A 17,311-nucleotide genomic window follows, 5' to 3' on the forward strand; every position below is an offset into this window, starting at 1 on the left:
TAGAGCATTTTTGATTTAACAATCAACATTTGGTAAACATTCCTCAGGTTCTACGGGAGGAATGTATGCGCGCGTATCCACAGGAGTTTCGGGACCGGGTGTTGGCGGCGCTAGGACGTGGGGAGAAGGCCAGCGAGATTGCCCGGCGGCTGGAAGTGAGTCGGTACTTTGTCTACCAAGTGCGCGATCGGTTCGTACTGGAAAGCGAGCGTGGCATCCGCCAACTGGGAGGCTATCGACGTTCAGCCATCGAGGGGATGGAATCCACGATCCAAGGTTGGCTCAAAGCCGAGCCAGACCTGACACTGCGGGACATGTGCGACCGGCTATCTTCCCAGGGCAGGGTCCTGAAGGTGCCGGCACTATGGCACCAGTTGAATCGGATGGGCCTGACGCTTAAAAAAAACCCTGCACGCCAGCGAGCAAGAGCGCGCCGACGTGCAGCAAGCACGGCATGAATGGAAGACCACCTTTCAGCCGACCCTGGATCCGGCCAAGCTGGTCTTCCTGGATGAAACCTGGGCCAGCACCAGCATGGCTCGCCGTTATGGGCGAGCGCCCCGAGGACAGCGCTGCGTAGCTGCCGTGCCTCATGGGCATTGGAAGACCACTACTTTCATCGCTGGGTTGCGCCAGGGTGGCCTGACGGCCCCTCTGGTGATCGATGGCCCCATGGACGGGGAAATATTCCTGGCTTATGTGCGGGACTTTCTATGCCCCACGCTCAAGCCTGGCGATACCGTCATCGCCGACAATCTGGGCAGCCACAAGGTTGATGGGGTGCGGCAGGCTATTGAAGCGGTAGGCGCAAGCATCCGTTACCTGCCGCCCTATTCCCCCGACCTCAATCCGATTGAGCAAGTCTTCGCCAAGCTCAAGACCCTGCTGCGCAAAGCCGCCAAACGTACCGTCGATGCGCTCTGGGACCACATTGGCAGCCTCCTCGACGCATTCTCTCCGGAAGAATGCAGAAACTATCTCACCAACGCAGGGTATGTCGATTAGTAAATCGAAAATGCTCTAGCCACTGCTTCAAAGCATTCCCAGCAGTACATCTCCGGCCACTTCGCGGCGCCAGCCGCGCAGCAGCGGCACGTCGGCCGCCGCGCCGTGGCGCAATACCGCTTCCACGTCGCTGCGCGGTCCCAGCAGCGAGGGCGGCACGCCAAGCGTTTCGCCGAGCCCGCGCAGCCGTTCCAGCAACTGCTTCAGCTTGCCCTTCTGCGCGTCGTCGAGCACGGCTTCCTCCAGCGCCAGCGGCGCGCCATCGCCGGCGGCGCCAGCGATGACCTCCAGCAGAGCCACAGCATGGCGCTCCAGCGTCTTCGGCTGCAGCACATGCAGTCCTTCGAGTTGTTCGCGGCTGGTCGGCCGCCGCTCGGCCAGGCGGTACAGCGGTTCATCGTCGAGGATCCACTTGCGCGGGCGGTTGCGCTCCTGCGCCACCCGCTCGCGCCAGGCCGCCAGCGCCGCCGCCGCGCGCTGCGCCGGCGGCGGCAGGCGGGCCAGGCCCTTGAGGCGGCGCCAGGCGGCCTCCGGCGGATTGCGGTAGCGCGCCGGATCGCCCAGGCGCAGGCAGTCTTCCTGAAGCCACTGCAGGCGGCCGCGGCTCACCAGCTCATCGAGCAGGCGCGGATAGATCTCGCCGAGATAGCGCACATCGTCCGCGGCATAGGCCAGCTCCGCCGCGTTCAGCGGCCGCCGCGACCAGTCGGTGCGGGTCAGGCTTTTGTCCAGCTTCACGCCGAGCAGCTTCTCCACCAGCGCGGCGTAGCCGAGCTGGTCGCCGTAGCCAAGCAGGGCGGCGGCCACCTGGGAATCGAACAGCGGCTGCGGCGTGCGGCCTTCCAGCTGCGCGAAGATTTCCAGGTCCTGCGAGGCGGCATGGAACACCTTGGCCACGTCGCTGGCGTGCAGCAGGTCGAGCAGCGGCCGCAGCGCCTCGCCCGGCAGCGCCACCGCGTCGATGCAGATGTTGTCGACGCCGTCGCCGACCTGCACCAGGCACAGCTTGGGATAGTAGGTGTCCTCGCGCAGGAACTCGGTGTCCAGCGCCAGCCACGGCGCCTTGTGCCAGTTGTCGCAGGCGGCGGCGAGCTGGTCGGCGATGGCCAGCAGCGGGGTGGGATGACTCGTCAAGGTTCTTTCCACTGGTTCTGTGAACGGCGTCCGCCCCGCATGGGCATGCTTGGGCGGGTCGATGAACCGCTAGAATACCAATCCTGCTGCTCCGCCCAAGAATTTCCCATGCTGCCCCAAGCGTTCTGGACCACTCTGCGCATTCTCATCTTCCGTGCCGGTCCGGAAGACATGCCCTATGACACGGGCAACCGCCTCGGCGCGCCCTTCATCGCCTTCGCCGTGCTGGTCAACGCCGCGCTGGCGGCCGTGGCCGGAGAGATGGCGGTGCTGATGAAGGCGATGGACGCGCCGCCGGCGCTGTGGGCCGACATCGTGCTCGGCGCCGTCAGCGTCGCGGCGATGGGCCTGTTCACCCGCGTGGCGCTGCGCGCGCGCCAGCTTGAGAGCCGGTTCCAGCAGACCTACAACGCCCTGCTCGGCACCAGTTCCATCCTCGGCCTGGCCATGGTGCTGCCGATCCGGCAACTGCTGCCGTTCCTGCCCATCGCCCAGGACCTGAGCAAGAAGGTCAGCGCCAACCCGGACCTGGTCAACGATCCGAACGTGATGTCCGCCATCCCGGGCTGGACCATGCTGTTCTCGCTGATGATCCCGGTGCTGCTGGGCTGGCAGTTCGCCGTCACCGCCTTCATCTACCGCCGCGCCGCCAACACCAAGGCCGCCGGCGGCATCTTCATCGCCCTGCTGTGCCTGCTCACGGTGATGAGCTTCAAGGACATCTTCACCCTGCTGCTGCGCTGAGCGCTGCCCGGAAGAAAACAGCATGCGTTTGCACATCCTCGGCATCTGCGGCACCTTCATGGCCGGCATCGCGGCGCTGGCGCGCGAAGCCGGGCACAGCGTCACCGGCTCCGACGCCAACGCCTGGCCGCCGATGTCGACCCAGCTCGAAGCGCTCGGCATCACCGTCATGCCCGGCTACGATCCGGCGCACCTGCAGCCGGCGCCGGACGTGGTGGTGGTAGGCAACGTCATCACCCGCGGCAATCCCGCCATCGAATACGTGCTGAATCAGGGGCTGCCCTACATCTCCGGCCCGCAGTGGCTGGCCGAGAACGTGCTGCGCGGCCGCCATGTGCTCGCGGTCGCCGGCACCCACGGCAAGACCACCACCACCAGCATGCTGGCCTGGCTGCTCGAGCATGCCGGGCTGGAGCCGGGCTTCCTGGTCGGCGGCGTGCCGGTGAACTTTGGCGTCTCGGCGCGGCTCGGCAAGGGCCGCCACTTCGTCATCGAGGCCGACGAATACGACACCGCCTTCTTCGACAAGCGCAGCAAGTTCGTGCACTACGGGCCGCGCACCGCCGTTCTCAACAACCTCGAATACGACCACGCCGACATCTTCCCGGACCTGGCCGCCATCGAGCGCCAGTTCCATCATCTCGTGCGCACCGTACCCGGCGAAGGCCTGCTGGTGGTCAACGGCGCCGACGCCAACCTCAAGCGCGTGCTCGAGATGGGCTGCTGGAGCGGCGTCGAATACTTCGACGATGCGCGCGGCTGGACCGCGCAGCGGCAAGGCCAGGGTTTCGAAGTGTTCCTGCGCGGCATCGCCCAGGGCCAGGCGCGCACGCCCATGGCCGGCGCCCACAACCGCTCCAATGCCGTGGCCGCCATCGCCGCCGCTGCGCACGCCGGCGTGCCGCCGCCAGCCGCCCTGCGCGGGCTGGAAGGCTTCCGCGGCATCAAGCGCCGGCTCGAACTGCGCGGCGAAGTGCGCGGCGTGCAGGTCTACGACGACTTCGCCCACCACCCCACCGCCATCGCCGTCACCATCGCCGCCCTGCGCGAGCAGCTCGGCGACGGCGGCGGCCGCATCCTCGCCGTGCTGGAACCGCGCTCCAACACCATGCGCCTGGGCGGCCATGCCGAAACCCTGGCGGACAGCCTGCGCGACGCCGCGCTCAGCTTCGTCTACGCCCGGCCGGACCTGAAGTGGGACGCGCGGGGCGCCCTAGGCTCCCTCGGCGAGCGCCTGCACGTGCACGCCCGGCTCGAGGCCCTGGTTGCCGACGCCGTGGCGCAGGCGCGGCCGGGCGACCGCCTGCTGGTGATGAGCAACGGCGATTTCGGCGGTGTGCACCAGAAACTGCTGGATGCGCTAAGCGGCTGAAACGGTCGTTTTTCGGTGTTTCCGGTGATTTTCTTTCCAAATCAACTATTTGATATGTAAATATTTATTAAGCTGTCACCAGACCGCAATCTGTTCTTCTTACGATCCCCTTACGTTTTGCAAAACCTGCGTGCTCGTCCGCTAGAGATGGCGCGCGCCTATTGGGAGATTGTCATGATGAAGAACACCCGGCCGCTGCTGGCCGCGCCTGCCGTCCTGCTGCTCGCCGCCTGTGCCGGCATGGGCACTGAAATTCCGTCCTGGGGTCCGGACCTCGTGGCCGTCACCACCTCGAACAAGCTGATCACCTTCAACCACGGCAATCCCGGCACGCTCGAAAGCAGCGTCGCCATCTCCGGCCTCAAGTCCGGCGAGAACGTGGTCGGTATCGACTACCGCCCGTCCGACGGCAAGCTCTACGGCCTCGGCAGCAGCGGCGAGCTGTACCAGCTCGACGTGCACAGCGGCGCGGCCACCCCCAAGGCGGCCCTGCACGCCGCCGCCGGCGACACCTACACCGCGCTCAACGGCAGCGCCTACGGCCTCAGCTTCAACCCGGTCGACGGCCAGCTGCGCGTGATCTCCGATGCCGGGCAGAACCTCAGCATCGATGCCGACAACGGCACCGTGCGCAGCGAAGCCAGCGTCGACAGCGGCAAGGTCAGCGTCGTCGCCGCCGCCTACACCACCCAGCCCAACGGCCCGTTCCAGACCACCCTCTACGCGCTCAACAGCAAGAGCGGCGAAATCGCCTCCTCGCTGGCGCCGCAGGGCGGCAAGCTGCTCGCCGTCGGCGCCCTCGGCGCCGACATCGGCAAGCCGGCCGGTTTCGACATCAGCGGCAACGAGTCCACCGGCGTCGCCTACGCCGCCACCGTCGCGCCGGACGCCACCGCCTCCAAGCTCTACCTGGTCAAGCTCAGCGCCGGTTCGGTGAAGAGCCTCGGCACCATCGGCGGCAAGGAAAAGGTCAGCGGCCTGGCGATTCGGCCGGGCCTGGACAGCTAGGGGTCTGACGTCCTGTCACGCACCCGGCCATCCAGGGCCGGGACTGTTGAAACAGACTTGAATACGGAGGGGCCGGTCGCGAGACCGGCCCTTTTGCTTTGGGGCGGCGCGTGTCCATTTCGCCCAGTTCCAGTATTCTGCGGCCACGCTTACTTCCGTCGCCGAAATGACCCACCAGCCTCCCGCCGTCAGCCTTCCCTCCGTCGCCGAACTGCAGCCGCGCCTGGCGCAGGCGCTCGAACTGGCCAAGCGCGGCGGCGCCAGCGCCGCCGAAGCCCACCTCGGCGCCAGCCGCGGGCTTTCGGTCAATGTGCGCATGGGCGAGGTCGAGTCGGTGCAGTTCCAGCGCGACCGCGACCTGTCGGTGACCGTGTACTTCGGCCAGCGCACCGGCTCGGCCAGCACCACCGACCTGAGTGAAGCCGCGCTGGCGCGCACCATCGAGGCCGCCTGCGCCATCGCCAAGGCCGGCGGCGAAGACCCCTGCATGGGCCTGGCCGACGCCGAACTGATGGCCAAGGATTTCCCGGACCTCGACCTGAGCCACCCCTGGGAGGTTTCCGCCGAAACCGCCATCGAGATGGCGCGCGAGGCCGAGGCCGCCGCCTTCGCCGCCGACAAGCGCGTCACCCAGTCCGAAGGCGCCAGCGTCGACACGCGCCACTCCCTGCACCTCTACGCCAACACCCACGGCTTCTTCGGCCAGCGCGATGCCACCGACCACAGCATGGGCGTCGCCGCCATCGCCGTGCAGGGCGAAGCGATGCAGCTCGGCCACTGGTACACCACCTCGCGCCGCGCCGCCGACCTCGAAGCCGGCGCCGCCGTCGGCCGCAAGGCCGGCGAGCGCGCCGCCGCGCGCCTCGGCGCGCGCGGCATCGCCACCCGCACCGCGCCGGTGCTGTTCCCGGCGGAAGTGGCGCGCGGCCTGTTCGGCCATTTCATCGGCGCCATCTCCGGCGGCGCCCTGCATCGCCGCGCCTCCTTCCTGCTCAACAAGCTGGGCGAGCCAGTATTCGCCTCGCGCGTCAACGCGCGCCAGCTGCCCTTCATCCCGCGCGCCGCCGGCAGCAGCGCCTACGACCAGGAAGGCGTCGCCACCCGCGAGCGCGTGCTGCTCGACCAGGGTGTGCTCGGCGGCTACCTGCTCGGCAGCTACAGCGCGCGCAAGATGGGCATGACCAGCACCGGCAACGCCGGCGGCATCTTCAACCTGGTGGTCGACTCCACCTTCGCCGGCGGCCTCGAGGCCCTGGCGCGCGAAATGGGCGAAGGCCTGATCGTCACCGACCTGATGGGCCAGGGCGTCAACAACGTCACCGGCGACTACTCGCGCGGCGCCTCCGGCTTCTGGGTGGAGAACGGCGCCATCGCCTTCCCGGTGCAGGAAGTCACCATCGCCGGCAACCTCAGCACCATCTTCCAGGGCATCCAGGCCATCGGCGACGACGTCGATACCCGCGGCGGCGTGCGCTGCGGCTCGGTGCTGGTCGAGTCGATGATGATCGCGGGGGAAGCCGGTTGAGGAAGATCCCGATCTTCAAGGTCGACGCTTTCACCGACAAACTCTTCGGCGGCAATCCCGCGGCGGTCTGCCCGCTCGAAGAGTGGCTGCCGGATGAAACGCTGCAAGCCATCGCCGCCGAGAACAATCTTTCCGAAACCGCCTTCTTCGTGCCGTCCTTCGGGTCCGGCGCGGACTATCACCTGCGCTGGTTCACGCCCACGGTGGAAGTCTCCCTGTGCGGCCACGCCACCCTCGCCAGCGGCCACGTGCTGCTCAACACCCTGGGCCTGCGCGGCAAGCGCGTCGTATTCAGCACCCAGTCCGGCCTGCTCACCGTGGAGCGGGACGGCGAAGGTCTCTGCGTGGACCTGCCCGCCCTGCCGCCGCTGCCCCTGAAAGACGTGCCGAAAGACCTGAGCGCAGGCCTTGGCCTGAAGCCGCAAGCCTGGCTCAGCAGCGGCCACAACTACCTCGCCGTGCTGGCCGAAGCCGGTGCCGTGGAGGCGCTGGTGCCGGACATGGCCGCATTGACCCGCCTCACCGACAAGGGCCTCATCGTCACCGCGCCGGGCGGCGAGTACGGCGTCGACTTCGTCTCGCGCTACTTCACGCCGGCGCGCGGCATTCCGGAGGATCCGGTGACGGGTGGGGCGCATTGCGTGCTGGTGCCGTACTGGGCCGCCCGGCTGAAGAAGACGCGTATGGAAGCCTTGCAGGTTTCCGCGCGGCGCGGGCGTTTGAAGACCGAGTTGTTGGGGGAGCGGGTGCGGTTGGGTGGGCGTGTGGTGCCCTACCTGCGCGGCGAGATCGCTATTCCCTGAGTGGTATGCACGGTCCTTTTTCCCTGCGAAGCGGAGGCGCGGCCGAGGTAGGGGGCGTTTGTTCCTGAAGCAACACCACCCTCCGTTCGCCCCGAGTGAATCGCGCAGCGGGTGTGCTTTTCCGAATGTCCCGAGTGAATCGCGAAGCGATTTGTATCGAGGGAGGGGCCAAGCACGGAACCCTTCCCCAGCGTCATCCCCGCGCAGGCGAATCCAGCAAGGATGACAGCAAAAACATCAGCGTCCCGCCAGGACAAAAATCAGGACTGCAGATGCTCTTTCCTGAAATCCTGCAGCCTCTGCATCGCATGCTCATACCCCCGCTCCGCAATCTCATCCAGCCGCTTCCAGGCAAACAACGCAATCCCCGCCACCGGCATGCGTAAATAAAGATCCGCCCGGCTGGCGCGCAGCTTGACCCCGCTCTCGCTGGTCAGCGACATGCCGCCGAACAGGATGTCGATCAGCGATACCTGGGCGCGGTTGCCGTCGCGGCGCAACAGCGCCTCGGCATCGGGACCTTCGATGCCCGGCGCCTTGAGGCCGCCCTCGGTGCTGACGTCGGAGGCGATGATCGGTCCGCGCCCCAGCGCCTGCATCACGTCGGTGGGCAGGCTGTTGGTCACGGCGCCGTCCACCAGCAGGTCGCCGTTGTACACCATGGGCGGCGCCACGCCGGGTATGGCCATGCTGGTGCCGACCCAGGTGAACAGCGGGCCGCTGTCGTGCACCATGGTCCTGGCCTGGCTCAGGTTGGTGCTGACGCAGAAGTAGGGCGTGCGCAGCTCCTCGATGCGGCGCTCGCCGAAGATGGTGTGCAGGCGATTGAGGAACTTGCGGCCGCGGATCAACGAGACGCGCGGCAGCACGTAGTCGTTGAGATAGTTGTGGGTGACAAAGGTCTCGCGTGCGATCTCGGTTATCTCGCGGCTGTTGAAGCCGCAGGCCAGCAGGGAGGAGAAGAACGCACCCATGCTGGTGCCGCCGGCCACGTCGATGGGAATGTTCAGCTCTTCCAGCGCGCGCACCAGGCCGATGTGGGCGAAGCCGCGCGAGCCGCCGCCGCTCAGCACCAGGCCCAGGCCGCGCCCGGTGAGCTGGCGCGCCAGTGAGGCGTAGTCCACGGCGCCGTCCGGGCGCAGGAAGTGATGCGTGCTGGCGCCGACCTGGCTGCGCCAGCCGGCGACATCGCCGGCCGCCGCCTGGTCCGGCCGCAACAGCAGCAGGTTCACCGGCACGCGCAACGCCAGCTGCTTCAGCGTGTCGAGCACGGCGGAGTCGGCCGGCTTCCGCCCGGCGTCCGCCACCACCAGCACGCGATCGCACTGGCGCATGCAGCATTCGGCCCAGGCGTTGTTCTCCGTTCCGGCGCAGTACAGCAGGTTGGTATCGCTGCGCTCGTGCTCGTCCAGCCAGTTCATCAGCTGCTGGTGCGCATGCGGGTCGGCCAGCAGCTTTTCCGCCGCGCCCGCACCCATCGCCGCTTCCAGCCGTTCCACGTCCAGGCATTGCACCGGCGAGCCGGAAGACTCCAGTGCCCGCTGCATGCGGCGCGTCACATCGGCGACGTCGATGCCGGCATGGGCCGGGATGATTGCCATCGATTGCGCATGCCGTGCCGTGTCGAGCAGGGCCTGGCGCTGGTTGCGGCGCAGGCGATGCACAATCACCCGCGTCATTTCCAGCAATGCGGCCGGGTAGGTGATAACGAAATCCAGCAGGTCGTTGCGGCCGATGCGCAGCAGCAGCGTGTCACGCAACGCATGCACGTCCGCGCCGTGGGTTTCGCCGGACAGCAGGCCGATTTCACCCACCGGTTCCAGCCGCGTGATGTCGCCGGCGACGGTGCCGTCCGGCAGCACCGCGCGCAAGCGGCCGAGTACGACGATGTACAGATATTCCGCCGGCTTGCCGACGCTGAACAGCGTCTCGCCGCCGCGCAGCTCCTGCGCCGTGCACAAGGCCTCCAGCCGGACCAGGGCGGCGGGTTCCAGGCCCGCGAACAGGCGGCACTGGGACAGGATGGGCAGGAAGTCCATGTTCAAGCGGGGGGTCTGTTCACCATCATTTGATCGCTGCGACGGGGGTAATTTTTGTGCAGTGCCAGGAACGACGAACGTAGTGTACTGACAGTACATAAGTGAGGAGAGACGACGCAATGCACAAAAATTACCCCCGTCCCGGAGGGTTGCCCCCAAAATCGCGTCATTCGTCGTTGCTCGTCGCTCATTTAGTGGTACTAAATCTCGCTCCTCGCTCCTCGCTCCTAGCCTGACGCGATTTTGGGGGCAACGCAGCGACCAAATGATGGCGAACAGACCCCTGGCCAAATCCATGATCAGAAGAAGAATAATGAATCGATCACGGGTTCAATCAGGGTTAGCGCGGTTACCATCAGGCCGGCGCACAATATCGGCCAGGCCCCCGACTCCTTGCCCCATGAAATCCACCGAACGTTTCAGCAACCGCGTCGACGACTATGCGCGCTGGCGCCCCGGCTACCCGGCCGAACTCACCACCTGGCTGATGGCGGAATGCGGTCTCAAGGCGGGCGATACGGTGGCCGACGTCGGTTGCGGCACCGGCCTGTTCACCCGCGACCTGCTGCTGCAGAACCTGTTGGTGCGCGGAGTGGAGCCCAATGCGCCGATGCGCCACGCCGCCGACGACTATCTCGGTGATTTTGGCGAAGCCTTCAGCAGCCATGACGGCAGCTCCGAGGCCACCGGCCTGCCCGACGCCAGCGTCCGCCTGGTCACCGCCGCACAGGCTTTCCACTGGTTCCGGCCGGCGCCGACGCGCGCCGAGTTCGCGCGCATCCTGGCGCCGGGCGGCTACGTCGCCCTGATCTGGAACGTGCGCCGCGAGGACACGCCGTTCCTGCGCGGCTACGAGGCCCTGCTGCGCGACCATGCGCCGGAATACGCCAGTTCCGGCGTGCCGGCGCAGGCCGACCTCAACGTGATCCGGCCCTTCTTCGCGCCCTCGACCTTCGTCGAGCGCAGCTTCCCCTACTCGCAGAACTTCGACCTTGTAGGCATCCGCGGCCGCCTGCTGTCGTCCTCCTATGCGCCGGCCGCCGGCACGCCCGGACACGAGCCGATGCTGGCCGATCTCGACCGCCTGTTCGAAGCGCAACAGCGCAACGGGCGCGTCGCCTTCGACTACGACACGCGCGCCTTCGTCGGGCGACTTGGTTGAGTGAGGCATCCCCGCACATGAAAAAAGGGGCGCGTTGCCGCGCCCCCGGGGTACTCCCTCCCACAAAAACGGTTGCCTGGGCTCCCTAACCCTTGGCCGGCGCCGGCACGGCGGCGCTCTGCGGACCCGCCAGAGGATCGGGCGGCAACTGCCAGCCGCAGGACTTGCCCTGGTTCTGTTCTTTCAGATAGCCCATCAGCGGCGTGAAGTATTCGGTAATGGCCGAGGCGTCCATCTTGTCCTGCCCGGTCAGCGCCTTCATCGCTTCCGGCCAGGGCTTGGAGGCGCCCATGCTCAGCATGTCGCCGAACTTCTTGCCCGCTGCCTTGCTGTTGTAGATGTCGCACTGGTACAGCGGCCCGGTGAAGCCGGCCGCGTCGCACAGCGCCTTCTGGAACTGGAACTGGATGACGAAGGACAGGAAGTAGCGCGTGTAGGGCGTGTTGCCGGGCACGTGGTACTTGGCGCCCGGGTCGAAGTCCTCCTCGGTGCGCGCCAGCGGCGGCGCGATGCCCTGGTATTTCTCGCGCAGCGTCCACCAGGCGGCGTTGTAATGCTCCGGCCTGGCTTCGCCGTCGAACACCTGCCAGCGCCACTGGTCGATCAGCTTGCCGAAGGGCAGGAAGGCGATCTTGGCCAGCGCGCGCTTCATCTGCGCATTGATCAGCGCCTTCTGGTCGTCCTTCACGTCCTTGACCAGGCCGATCTTCTGCAGATGCTGCGGCGTGATCGACAGCGTGATGGTGTCGCCGATGGCCTCGTGGAAGCCGTCGTGCGCGCCGTTCTGGTACAGCTCCGGCTGCTGGTTGTAGTGCAGGAAATAATAGATGTGACCCATCTCGTGATGGATCGTCTCCAGGCTTTCCTCGTTCGGCTTGATGCACATCTTGATGCGCACGTCGCCGGCCTGGTCCAGGTCCCAGGCACTGGCGTGGCAGACCACGTCGCGGTCGCGCGGCCGGGTCAGCATCGACTTGTCCCAGAACGAGGCGGGCAGCGCGGGGAAGCCGATCGACTGGTAGAAATCCTCAGCGATCTTCGCCGTGTCCTTGGCGTACTGCGTGTCCACCTGCTGCTCGACGCTGTCGAGCTGCTGCACCGTCGGCTTCCTGCCGGGATGCTCCTTGGCGAACTTCGCCTGGAAGTCAGCCAGCTTCTGCTTCTCCAGCGCGTCGTGGCGCTGCTGCAGGGCGCTGTCGACGTCGAGGCTGCCGGCGCCCTTGTAGGGTTCGACCAGGTCGTAGACGTTGCTCCAGTCCTGCGCCCACATATTGCCGAGCAGATCGGCCGGGATCAGGCCGTTGGCGGGCACCAGGTCGCCGTACTTCTGGTGCAGGCGGTCGCGCACGAAGCAGTGCAGCTGTTCGTACAGCGGTTGCACCTGGGTCCACAGGCGCTCGCTCTCGCTGGAGAACTGCTCCGGCGTCATGTCGTAGCCGGCACGCCACAACTCGCCGGCATCCTTGTAGCCGAGCTCCACCGCGCCCTCGTTCATCAGCTGCGCCAGCCTGGCGTAGTCCTGTTTCATCGGCTTGCCCACGCTGTGCCAGCCGGCCCAGGCGTCCGCCAGCGCCTGCGGGTCGCGCGAGTGGTCGATGATCTGCTCCAGCTGGTCCAGGTTGAGGCAGTCGTCGCCGCTCTTGCCGGGCGGGCAATACTTGCCTGCGCCGTATTCACCGTCGAGCTTGGTGGCGAGTTGGGTCAGCTGCGTGCGCTTGGCCTGGTCGCTCGGCGCCGGCACCGGGTTGGAGATCTTCAGCAACTGGATCGGCCGCGAGATTTCCGGCGGCAGGTCGAGGCCGTTGTACTTCTTCGATTCCTCGATCAGCTGGCTTTGCAGCGCCAGCGAACGGTCGTTGGCCTTGGCATTGAGCAGCTGGGTATCGTCGTTGATGAAGGTTTCGGAAACCCAGGCGGCGGCGCTGCTCTCGGGGTACTGCGCCTTCAGCTGCGCGTTGACCTTCTCGACGAATTGCGCGGCATCGGTGGCGCTCGCTTTGGGCGGCGCGACCGGGGCGGCGGGGGCGGGCGGCTGGCCGCCCCCGCAGGCGGCGAGCAGCAGCGCGGGGGCGGCGAACGATAGCGCGAGCCGCCGCGGGCGGATGGCGTGATGCATGTGCACTCCCTTGATCCTGAACTGGTTATTGCGCCGGCACTGAACACTGCGCGGCTGCTGTTAAAGTGTTCCGACTATGGCCGGCGAGCCGGTGGCGGTCAATCGTGCACCGCAAAAAAGATGCCGCAGGGGATGCGCATTGCCCCATAATCCGGTTTTACGCTGCCGCATCCCGCCATGGCATCAATCTTGTTGGCGCAGGAAGCGGGCATGCGGACCGGCGGCCGCGCGACCAGGGACCGCGCGATGCCGCAAGGACTCGAAAAACAAGCAGCACCAGGCTCGAATCGAACTGAACCCATGAAACCGTTACGCCAGCACCCCGCCACCGGCGACGCCCGTCCATGATGCGGGCTCTCGCGGCGTTCGCCATCGCCCTGGCCTATGCGCTGGCGCGCCCGCTGCTGCGCCCGTTCATCGCCTCGATGCGCTACCGCGTGGCGCCGGAAGCGCCTTCGGTGACGCTCAAGCTCGATCCGCTCAAGCCGGTGTGCTACGTGCTGCCGCAGCGCAGCTGGATCGACCTGTTCGCCCTGGACCGCATCTGCCGCGAGCAGGGCCTGCCGCGTCCGCAGCGGTCGGAGAGCGCCCTGCCCAGCGCCAACCGCGCCGCGGTGCTGTACCTGCCGGCGCTGCTCGAGGCCTTCGTGCTGCGCAGCCGCGCCGACTCCTCCGAACTGTCCAACCTGCTCGCCACCGCCGCCCACACCGCCGACTTCGACGTGCAGATCGTGCCGCTGTCGATTTTCTGGGGCCGCGATCCCGGGCAGGAGACTTCCCTGTTCCGCCTGATCTTCGCCGACAGCATCCAGGCCGGCCGCCTGCACAAATTCCTCATCATGCTGGCCAACGGCCGCAACGTGCTGGCCAATTTCGGCGTGCCGCTGTCCTATCGCAACTACCTGGCGGAAGCCACGCCGGACAACACCGCCTCCAGCCGCGCCGAACGCAAGCTGGCGCGCGCGCTGCACTTCCATTTCCTGCGCGCCCGCACCGCGGTGCTGGGTCCTACGCTGCTGCGCCGCTCGGTGATGATCCAGGGCGTGCTCAACTCGCCGGAAGTGAAGCGCGCGGTCGAACGCGAGGCCAAGGCCAAGCAGCTGACCATGGCGCAGGCCGAGGCGCGCGCGCGCCGCTGCGTCGAGGAGATCGCGGCCAACTATTCCTCCACCACCATCCGCGTGCTGGAGCGCCTGCTGCACTACGTCTGGAACCGCATCTACAAGGGCATCCAGGTGCAGGGCATCGAACGCCTGCGCGAAATCGCCCAGGCCCACGAAGTCATCTACCTGCCGTCGCACCGCAGCCACGCCGACTACCTGCTGCTGTCGTACACCCTGTACCAGTACGGCCTGGTGCCGCCGCACATCGCCGCCGGCATCAACCTCAACTTCTGGCCGGTCGGCGCGCTGCTGCGCCGCGGCGGCGCCTTCTACATCCGCCGCAAGTTCGGCAACGACGTGCTCTACACGGCGGTATTCCGCTCCTACGTCGACGGCCTCATCCGGCGCGGCTACGCCATGGAGTTCTTCCCCGAAGGCGGGCGCTCCCGCACCGGCCGCCTGCTGCCGCCCAAGACCGGCATGCTCGCCATGGTGGCCGAGTCCGCCCTGCGCCAGCGCGTGCGCAAGGTCGCCCTGGTGCCGGTGTTCATCGGCTACGACAAGGTGATGGAGGTCAACAGCTACTTCAAGGAACTGAGCGGCGCCGGCAAGCAGAAGGAATCGGCGGAAGGCCTGCTCAAGGCGACCAAGGTGCTGACCAAGTCCTACGGCAAGGTCTACGTCAACTTCGGCGAGCCGATCATCCTGCAGGACGCCGCCGATGCCGGCCTGCCCGGCTGGCGTGAGCAGCTGTCCCCGGAAGGCGAGGAACGGCCGGAAGGCTTCGCCGCCTGGGTGCGCCAGCTCGCCTGGGAACACATGCGGCGCGTCAATGCCGTCGCGGTGGCCGGGCCGGTGGGCCTGACCGCCTGCGCCCTGCTGGCCGCGCCGCTGCGCGCCGCGGGCGAAGACGAACTGATCGACCAGATCGGCCACCTGATCGAACTGCTCGATGCCTGGCCGGGGCGGGAGCAACTGCTGGTGCCGGAGCGCGATCCGCGCGCGGTGCTGGCCTGGGCCGCGCCGGTGGCGCGCATCCAGCGCGTGCCGCATCCCTGGGGCGACCTGCTGGTGGCGGCCGGCAAGGACGGCACCCTGCTGACCTACAACCGCAACATGATCCAGCACCTGTTCGCCGTGCCGGGCCTCATCGCCAGCCTGTTCCGCACCCGCGGCATCCTCTCCGAGGACGCCATCCTCACCGGCTGCCGCGCGCTGTACCCGTTCCTGCGCACCGAGTTCTTCCTGCCGTGGCCGGCGTCGCAGAGCGAGGCGGTGGCGCGCGGCTGCATCGAGCGCATGCTCGCTTCCGGCCTGCTGGTGCGCGAGGGCGACGACCGCCTGCGGCGCCCGGAAGTCGGCAGCCAGGCCTTCTCCAGCTTCGCCGTGCTCGGCCGGGTACTGGGGGAAACGCTCGAGCGCCAGGCCATGGCGGTGCTGCTGCTGGCCGACGAGCGCCGCAGCGGGCTGCCGCTGCAGCGCGGCAAGTTCGAGAACGACTGCCGCCTGCTGGCGGAGCGGATCGCGGTACTGACCGGGCGCGAAGCGCCGGAATTCTTCGACAAGGCCCTCTTTTCGGGCTACCTGGACACCCTGATCGAGGTCGGCATCGTGGTCGAAGACCCCCAGCGCGGCCTGGTGGCGGACGACCGGGTCGACCGCATCGCCGAGCGTTCGATGGAACTTTTGTCCGACGAAAGCCGTCAGATGCTGCGGCAATTGCTGGCCCGCCGCCGCCCTGCCATGCTTCAGGAAGCCCCGGCCGGAACGCCCCAAACGGGCCAGCCGGGGCCGCCGCCTGCGAATCCTGGCTAGAACCCTGTAACGACTTGGTTATAATCCGGACGTTACTCTAAGACGGGCCGGCATAGCCCGCCTGTCCATTGCAATCCCAATTTTCCATCTGAAGGAATTCACCATGTTCAAACTTTCCCGCGTGCTGCTCGCGCTGGCCTGCGCCACTTTTGTCGTGGCCTGCAACAAGCCGGCCGGCGACAGCAAGGACGCCAAGCCGGCAGATGCAAAGACGGCTGACGCCAGCACGCCGTCGGATCTGAGCACCGATCCGCAGAAGTTCAGCTACTCCATCGGCTTCGACATCGGCCACTCCCTGTCCCAGATCAAGGACAACGTCGACGTGCCGGCGCTGGAGAAGGGCATCGAGGAAAGCGTCGGGGGCAAGACCGCCCGCCTCACCGATCAGCAGCGCGAAGAGATCAAGAACGCCGTCGCCAAGAAGATCCAGGAGAAGCAGGTCGCCGACCGCGCCGCCGCCGGCCAGAAGAACAAGGACGACGGCGACAAGTTCCTCGCCGACAACGGCAAGAAGCCGGGCGTCAAGACCACCGCTTCCGGCCTGCAGTACGAAGTCATCACCGAAGGCAAGGGCGACCATCCGAAGGCGACCGACAAGGTCACCGTGAACTACAAGGGCAGCCTGCTCGACGGCACCGTGTTCGACAGCTCCTACGATCGCGGCGAGCCGGTCAGCTTCCCGCTGGCCAACGTCATCCCGGGCTGGACCGAGGGCGTGCAGCTGATGACGCCGGGCTCCAAGTACAAGTTCTACCTGCCGTCCACGCTGGCCTATGGCGAGCGCGGCGCGCCGCCGAAGATCGGCCCGAACTCTGCCCTGGTGTTCGAAGTCGAGCTGATCAGCATCGACAAGGGCGATGCCGCCCCGAAGGCAGACGCCGCCAAGCCGGCCGTGAAGAGCAAGTAAGCTTCACACAAGCTTCACGCTGCAACGAAAAGCCCGGCTGATGCCGGGCTTTTTTTGTGCTTTCAGCTTGTTTCAACGATGCCGGGCGGCCTGGGAGCGAAATCCCTCAGCTGCAGTACTTGCTTGCCGCGTCCTGCGCGTCCTGCAACTGCTGGTCGAACTGCTCGTCGGTCATGCGTGCCGGCTGGCCGTCGTCGCCGGTGACGAACAGGCGGTGTGCGGTCTTTTCCTGCAGGAAGCTGATGCGCTCGCGCGCCTTGGCGCAGCGTTCCTCGTTGTCGGCCTTGGTCTGCAGTGCGGTGTCGTTCGTGGTGGTCGGGGCGGTGCCCTGACGGCGCTTGGCCGGGGTGGCGCCGCCGGAGGTGGTGCCGGACACCGGCAGCTGCGGCGTCACGTCCTGGAAGTTGCCTTCCTTCGGCGGATTCTGGCTGAAGTGCACCTGGCCGTTGGCGTCGGTCCACTTGTAGATCTGCGCCGAGGCGGCCAGCGGCAGGCTGCACAGCAGGAGAAGGGCGATTACGCGGTTCATGGCGCAGGAGTTTAGCAAGACGCCGGGCGCGCGCCAGCGGGCCCTGACC

The 17,311-nt window shown here is 67.1% G+C and carries 13 protein-coding genes; 9 read left to right on the top strand and 4 right to left on the bottom strand.

Annotated elements, in window-relative coordinates; all coding sequences use genetic code 11:
- Positions 1–65: 65 nt before the first annotated feature.
- Positions 66–1,005 (top strand): IS630 family transposase gene (locus BP26_RS29740; protein WP_436233358.1). Its coding sequence is split into 2 segments (ribosomal slippage): positions 66–400 and positions 399–1,005, totalling 942 coding nucleotides; the frame shifts between segments, so codons are not numbered across the junction.
- A 27-nt stretch (positions 1,006–1,032) separates the two neighbouring features.
- On the opposite strand, the gene rnd is transcribed toward BP26_RS29740, so the two are convergent.
- Positions 1,033–2,139 (bottom strand): ribonuclease D, encoded by a 1,107-nt coding sequence (gene rnd / locus BP26_RS0120455; protein WP_245611853.1) that lies wholly within the window; start codon positions 2,137–2,139, stop codon positions 1,033–1,035.
- A 108-nt stretch (positions 2,140–2,247) separates the two neighbouring features.
- Here rnd and BP26_RS0120460 point away from each other — a divergent pair, with 108 nt between their 5' ends.
- From BP26_RS0120460 to BP26_RS0120480, 5 genes are all read left to right on the top strand, one after another.
- On the top strand, positions 2,248–2,883 hold the full coding sequence (locus BP26_RS0120460; protein WP_029922420.1) for a hypothetical protein: 636 nt from the start codon (positions 2,248–2,250) through the stop codon (positions 2,881–2,883).
- Between the two features lie 22 nt (positions 2,884–2,905).
- Complete coding sequence (gene mpl / locus BP26_RS0120465) at positions 2,906–4,255, top strand: UDP-N-acetylmuramate:L-alanyl-gamma-D-glutamyl-meso-diaminopimelate ligase (protein ID WP_029922421.1); 1,350 nt, start codon at positions 2,906–2,908, stop codon at positions 4,253–4,255.
- Positions 4,256–4,429: 174 nt separating this feature from the next.
- Positions 4,430–5,263, top strand: coding sequence for a DUF4394 domain-containing protein (locus tag BP26_RS0120470; RefSeq protein WP_169740752.1), 834 nt, complete (start codon positions 4,430–4,432; stop codon positions 5,261–5,263).
- 166 nt (positions 5,264–5,429) lie between these two features.
- On the top strand, positions 5,430–6,788 hold the full coding sequence (gene pmbA, locus BP26_RS0120475; protein WP_029922423.1) for a metalloprotease PmbA: 1,359 nt from the start codon (positions 5,430–5,432) through the stop codon (positions 6,786–6,788).
- Entirely contained in the window at positions 6,785–7,591 is an 807-nt protein-coding gene (locus BP26_RS0120480) for a PhzF family phenazine biosynthesis protein (protein WP_029922424.1), read from the top strand. The genes pmbA and BP26_RS0120480 overlap by 4 nt, the downstream gene beginning before the upstream one ends.
- 260 nt (positions 7,592–7,851) lie before the next feature.
- Here BP26_RS0120480 and BP26_RS0120485 read toward each other — a convergent pair whose 3' ends face one another.
- Positions 7,852–9,630, bottom strand: coding sequence for a patatin-like phospholipase family protein (locus BP26_RS0120485; RefSeq protein WP_029922425.1), 1,779 nt, complete (start codon positions 9,628–9,630; stop codon positions 7,852–7,854).
- 400 nt (positions 9,631–10,030) lie between these two features.
- On the opposite strand from BP26_RS0120485, the gene BP26_RS0120490 reads away from it, so the two are divergent.
- Positions 10,031–10,792 (top strand): class I SAM-dependent methyltransferase, encoded by a 762-nt coding sequence (locus BP26_RS0120490; RefSeq protein ID WP_029922426.1) that lies wholly within the window; start codon positions 10,031–10,033, stop codon positions 10,790–10,792.
- An 85-nt stretch (positions 10,793–10,877) separates the two neighbouring features.
- Here BP26_RS0120490 and BP26_RS0120495 read toward each other — a convergent pair whose 3' ends face one another.
- Positions 10,878–12,908, bottom strand: coding sequence for a M2 family metallopeptidase (locus BP26_RS0120495; RefSeq protein WP_036517521.1), 2,031 nt, complete (start codon positions 12,906–12,908; stop codon positions 10,878–10,880).
- A gap of 344 nt (positions 12,909–13,252) precedes the next feature.
- On the opposite strand from BP26_RS0120495, the gene plsB reads away from it, so the two are divergent.
- Positions 13,253–15,826, top strand: a complete 2,574-nt coding sequence (gene plsB / locus BP26_RS0120500; protein WP_245611854.1) for a glycerol-3-phosphate 1-O-acyltransferase PlsB — start codon at positions 13,253–13,255, stop codon at positions 15,824–15,826.
- Between the two features lie 103 nt (positions 15,827–15,929).
- A complete protein-coding gene (locus tag BP26_RS0120505; RefSeq protein WP_036517522.1) occupies positions 15,930–16,733 on the top strand; it encodes an FKBP-type peptidyl-prolyl cis-trans isomerase in 804 nt (267 codons plus the stop codon).
- A gap of 106 nt (positions 16,734–16,839) precedes the next feature.
- Here BP26_RS0120505 and BP26_RS0120510 read toward each other — a convergent pair whose 3' ends face one another.
- Positions 16,840–17,262 carry a DUF4124 domain-containing protein gene (locus BP26_RS0120510; protein ID WP_169740754.1) on the bottom strand — a complete coding sequence of 141 codons (423 nt, stop codon included), beginning with the start codon at positions 17,260–17,262 and terminating at the stop codon, positions 16,840–16,842.
- Positions 17,263–17,311: the final 49 nt, after the last annotated feature.

This window comes from Nevskia soli DSM 19509, from assembly GCF_000711955.1.
GTDB classification, from domain to species: Bacteria; Pseudomonadota; Gammaproteobacteria; order Nevskiales; family Nevskiaceae; genus Nevskia; species Nevskia soli.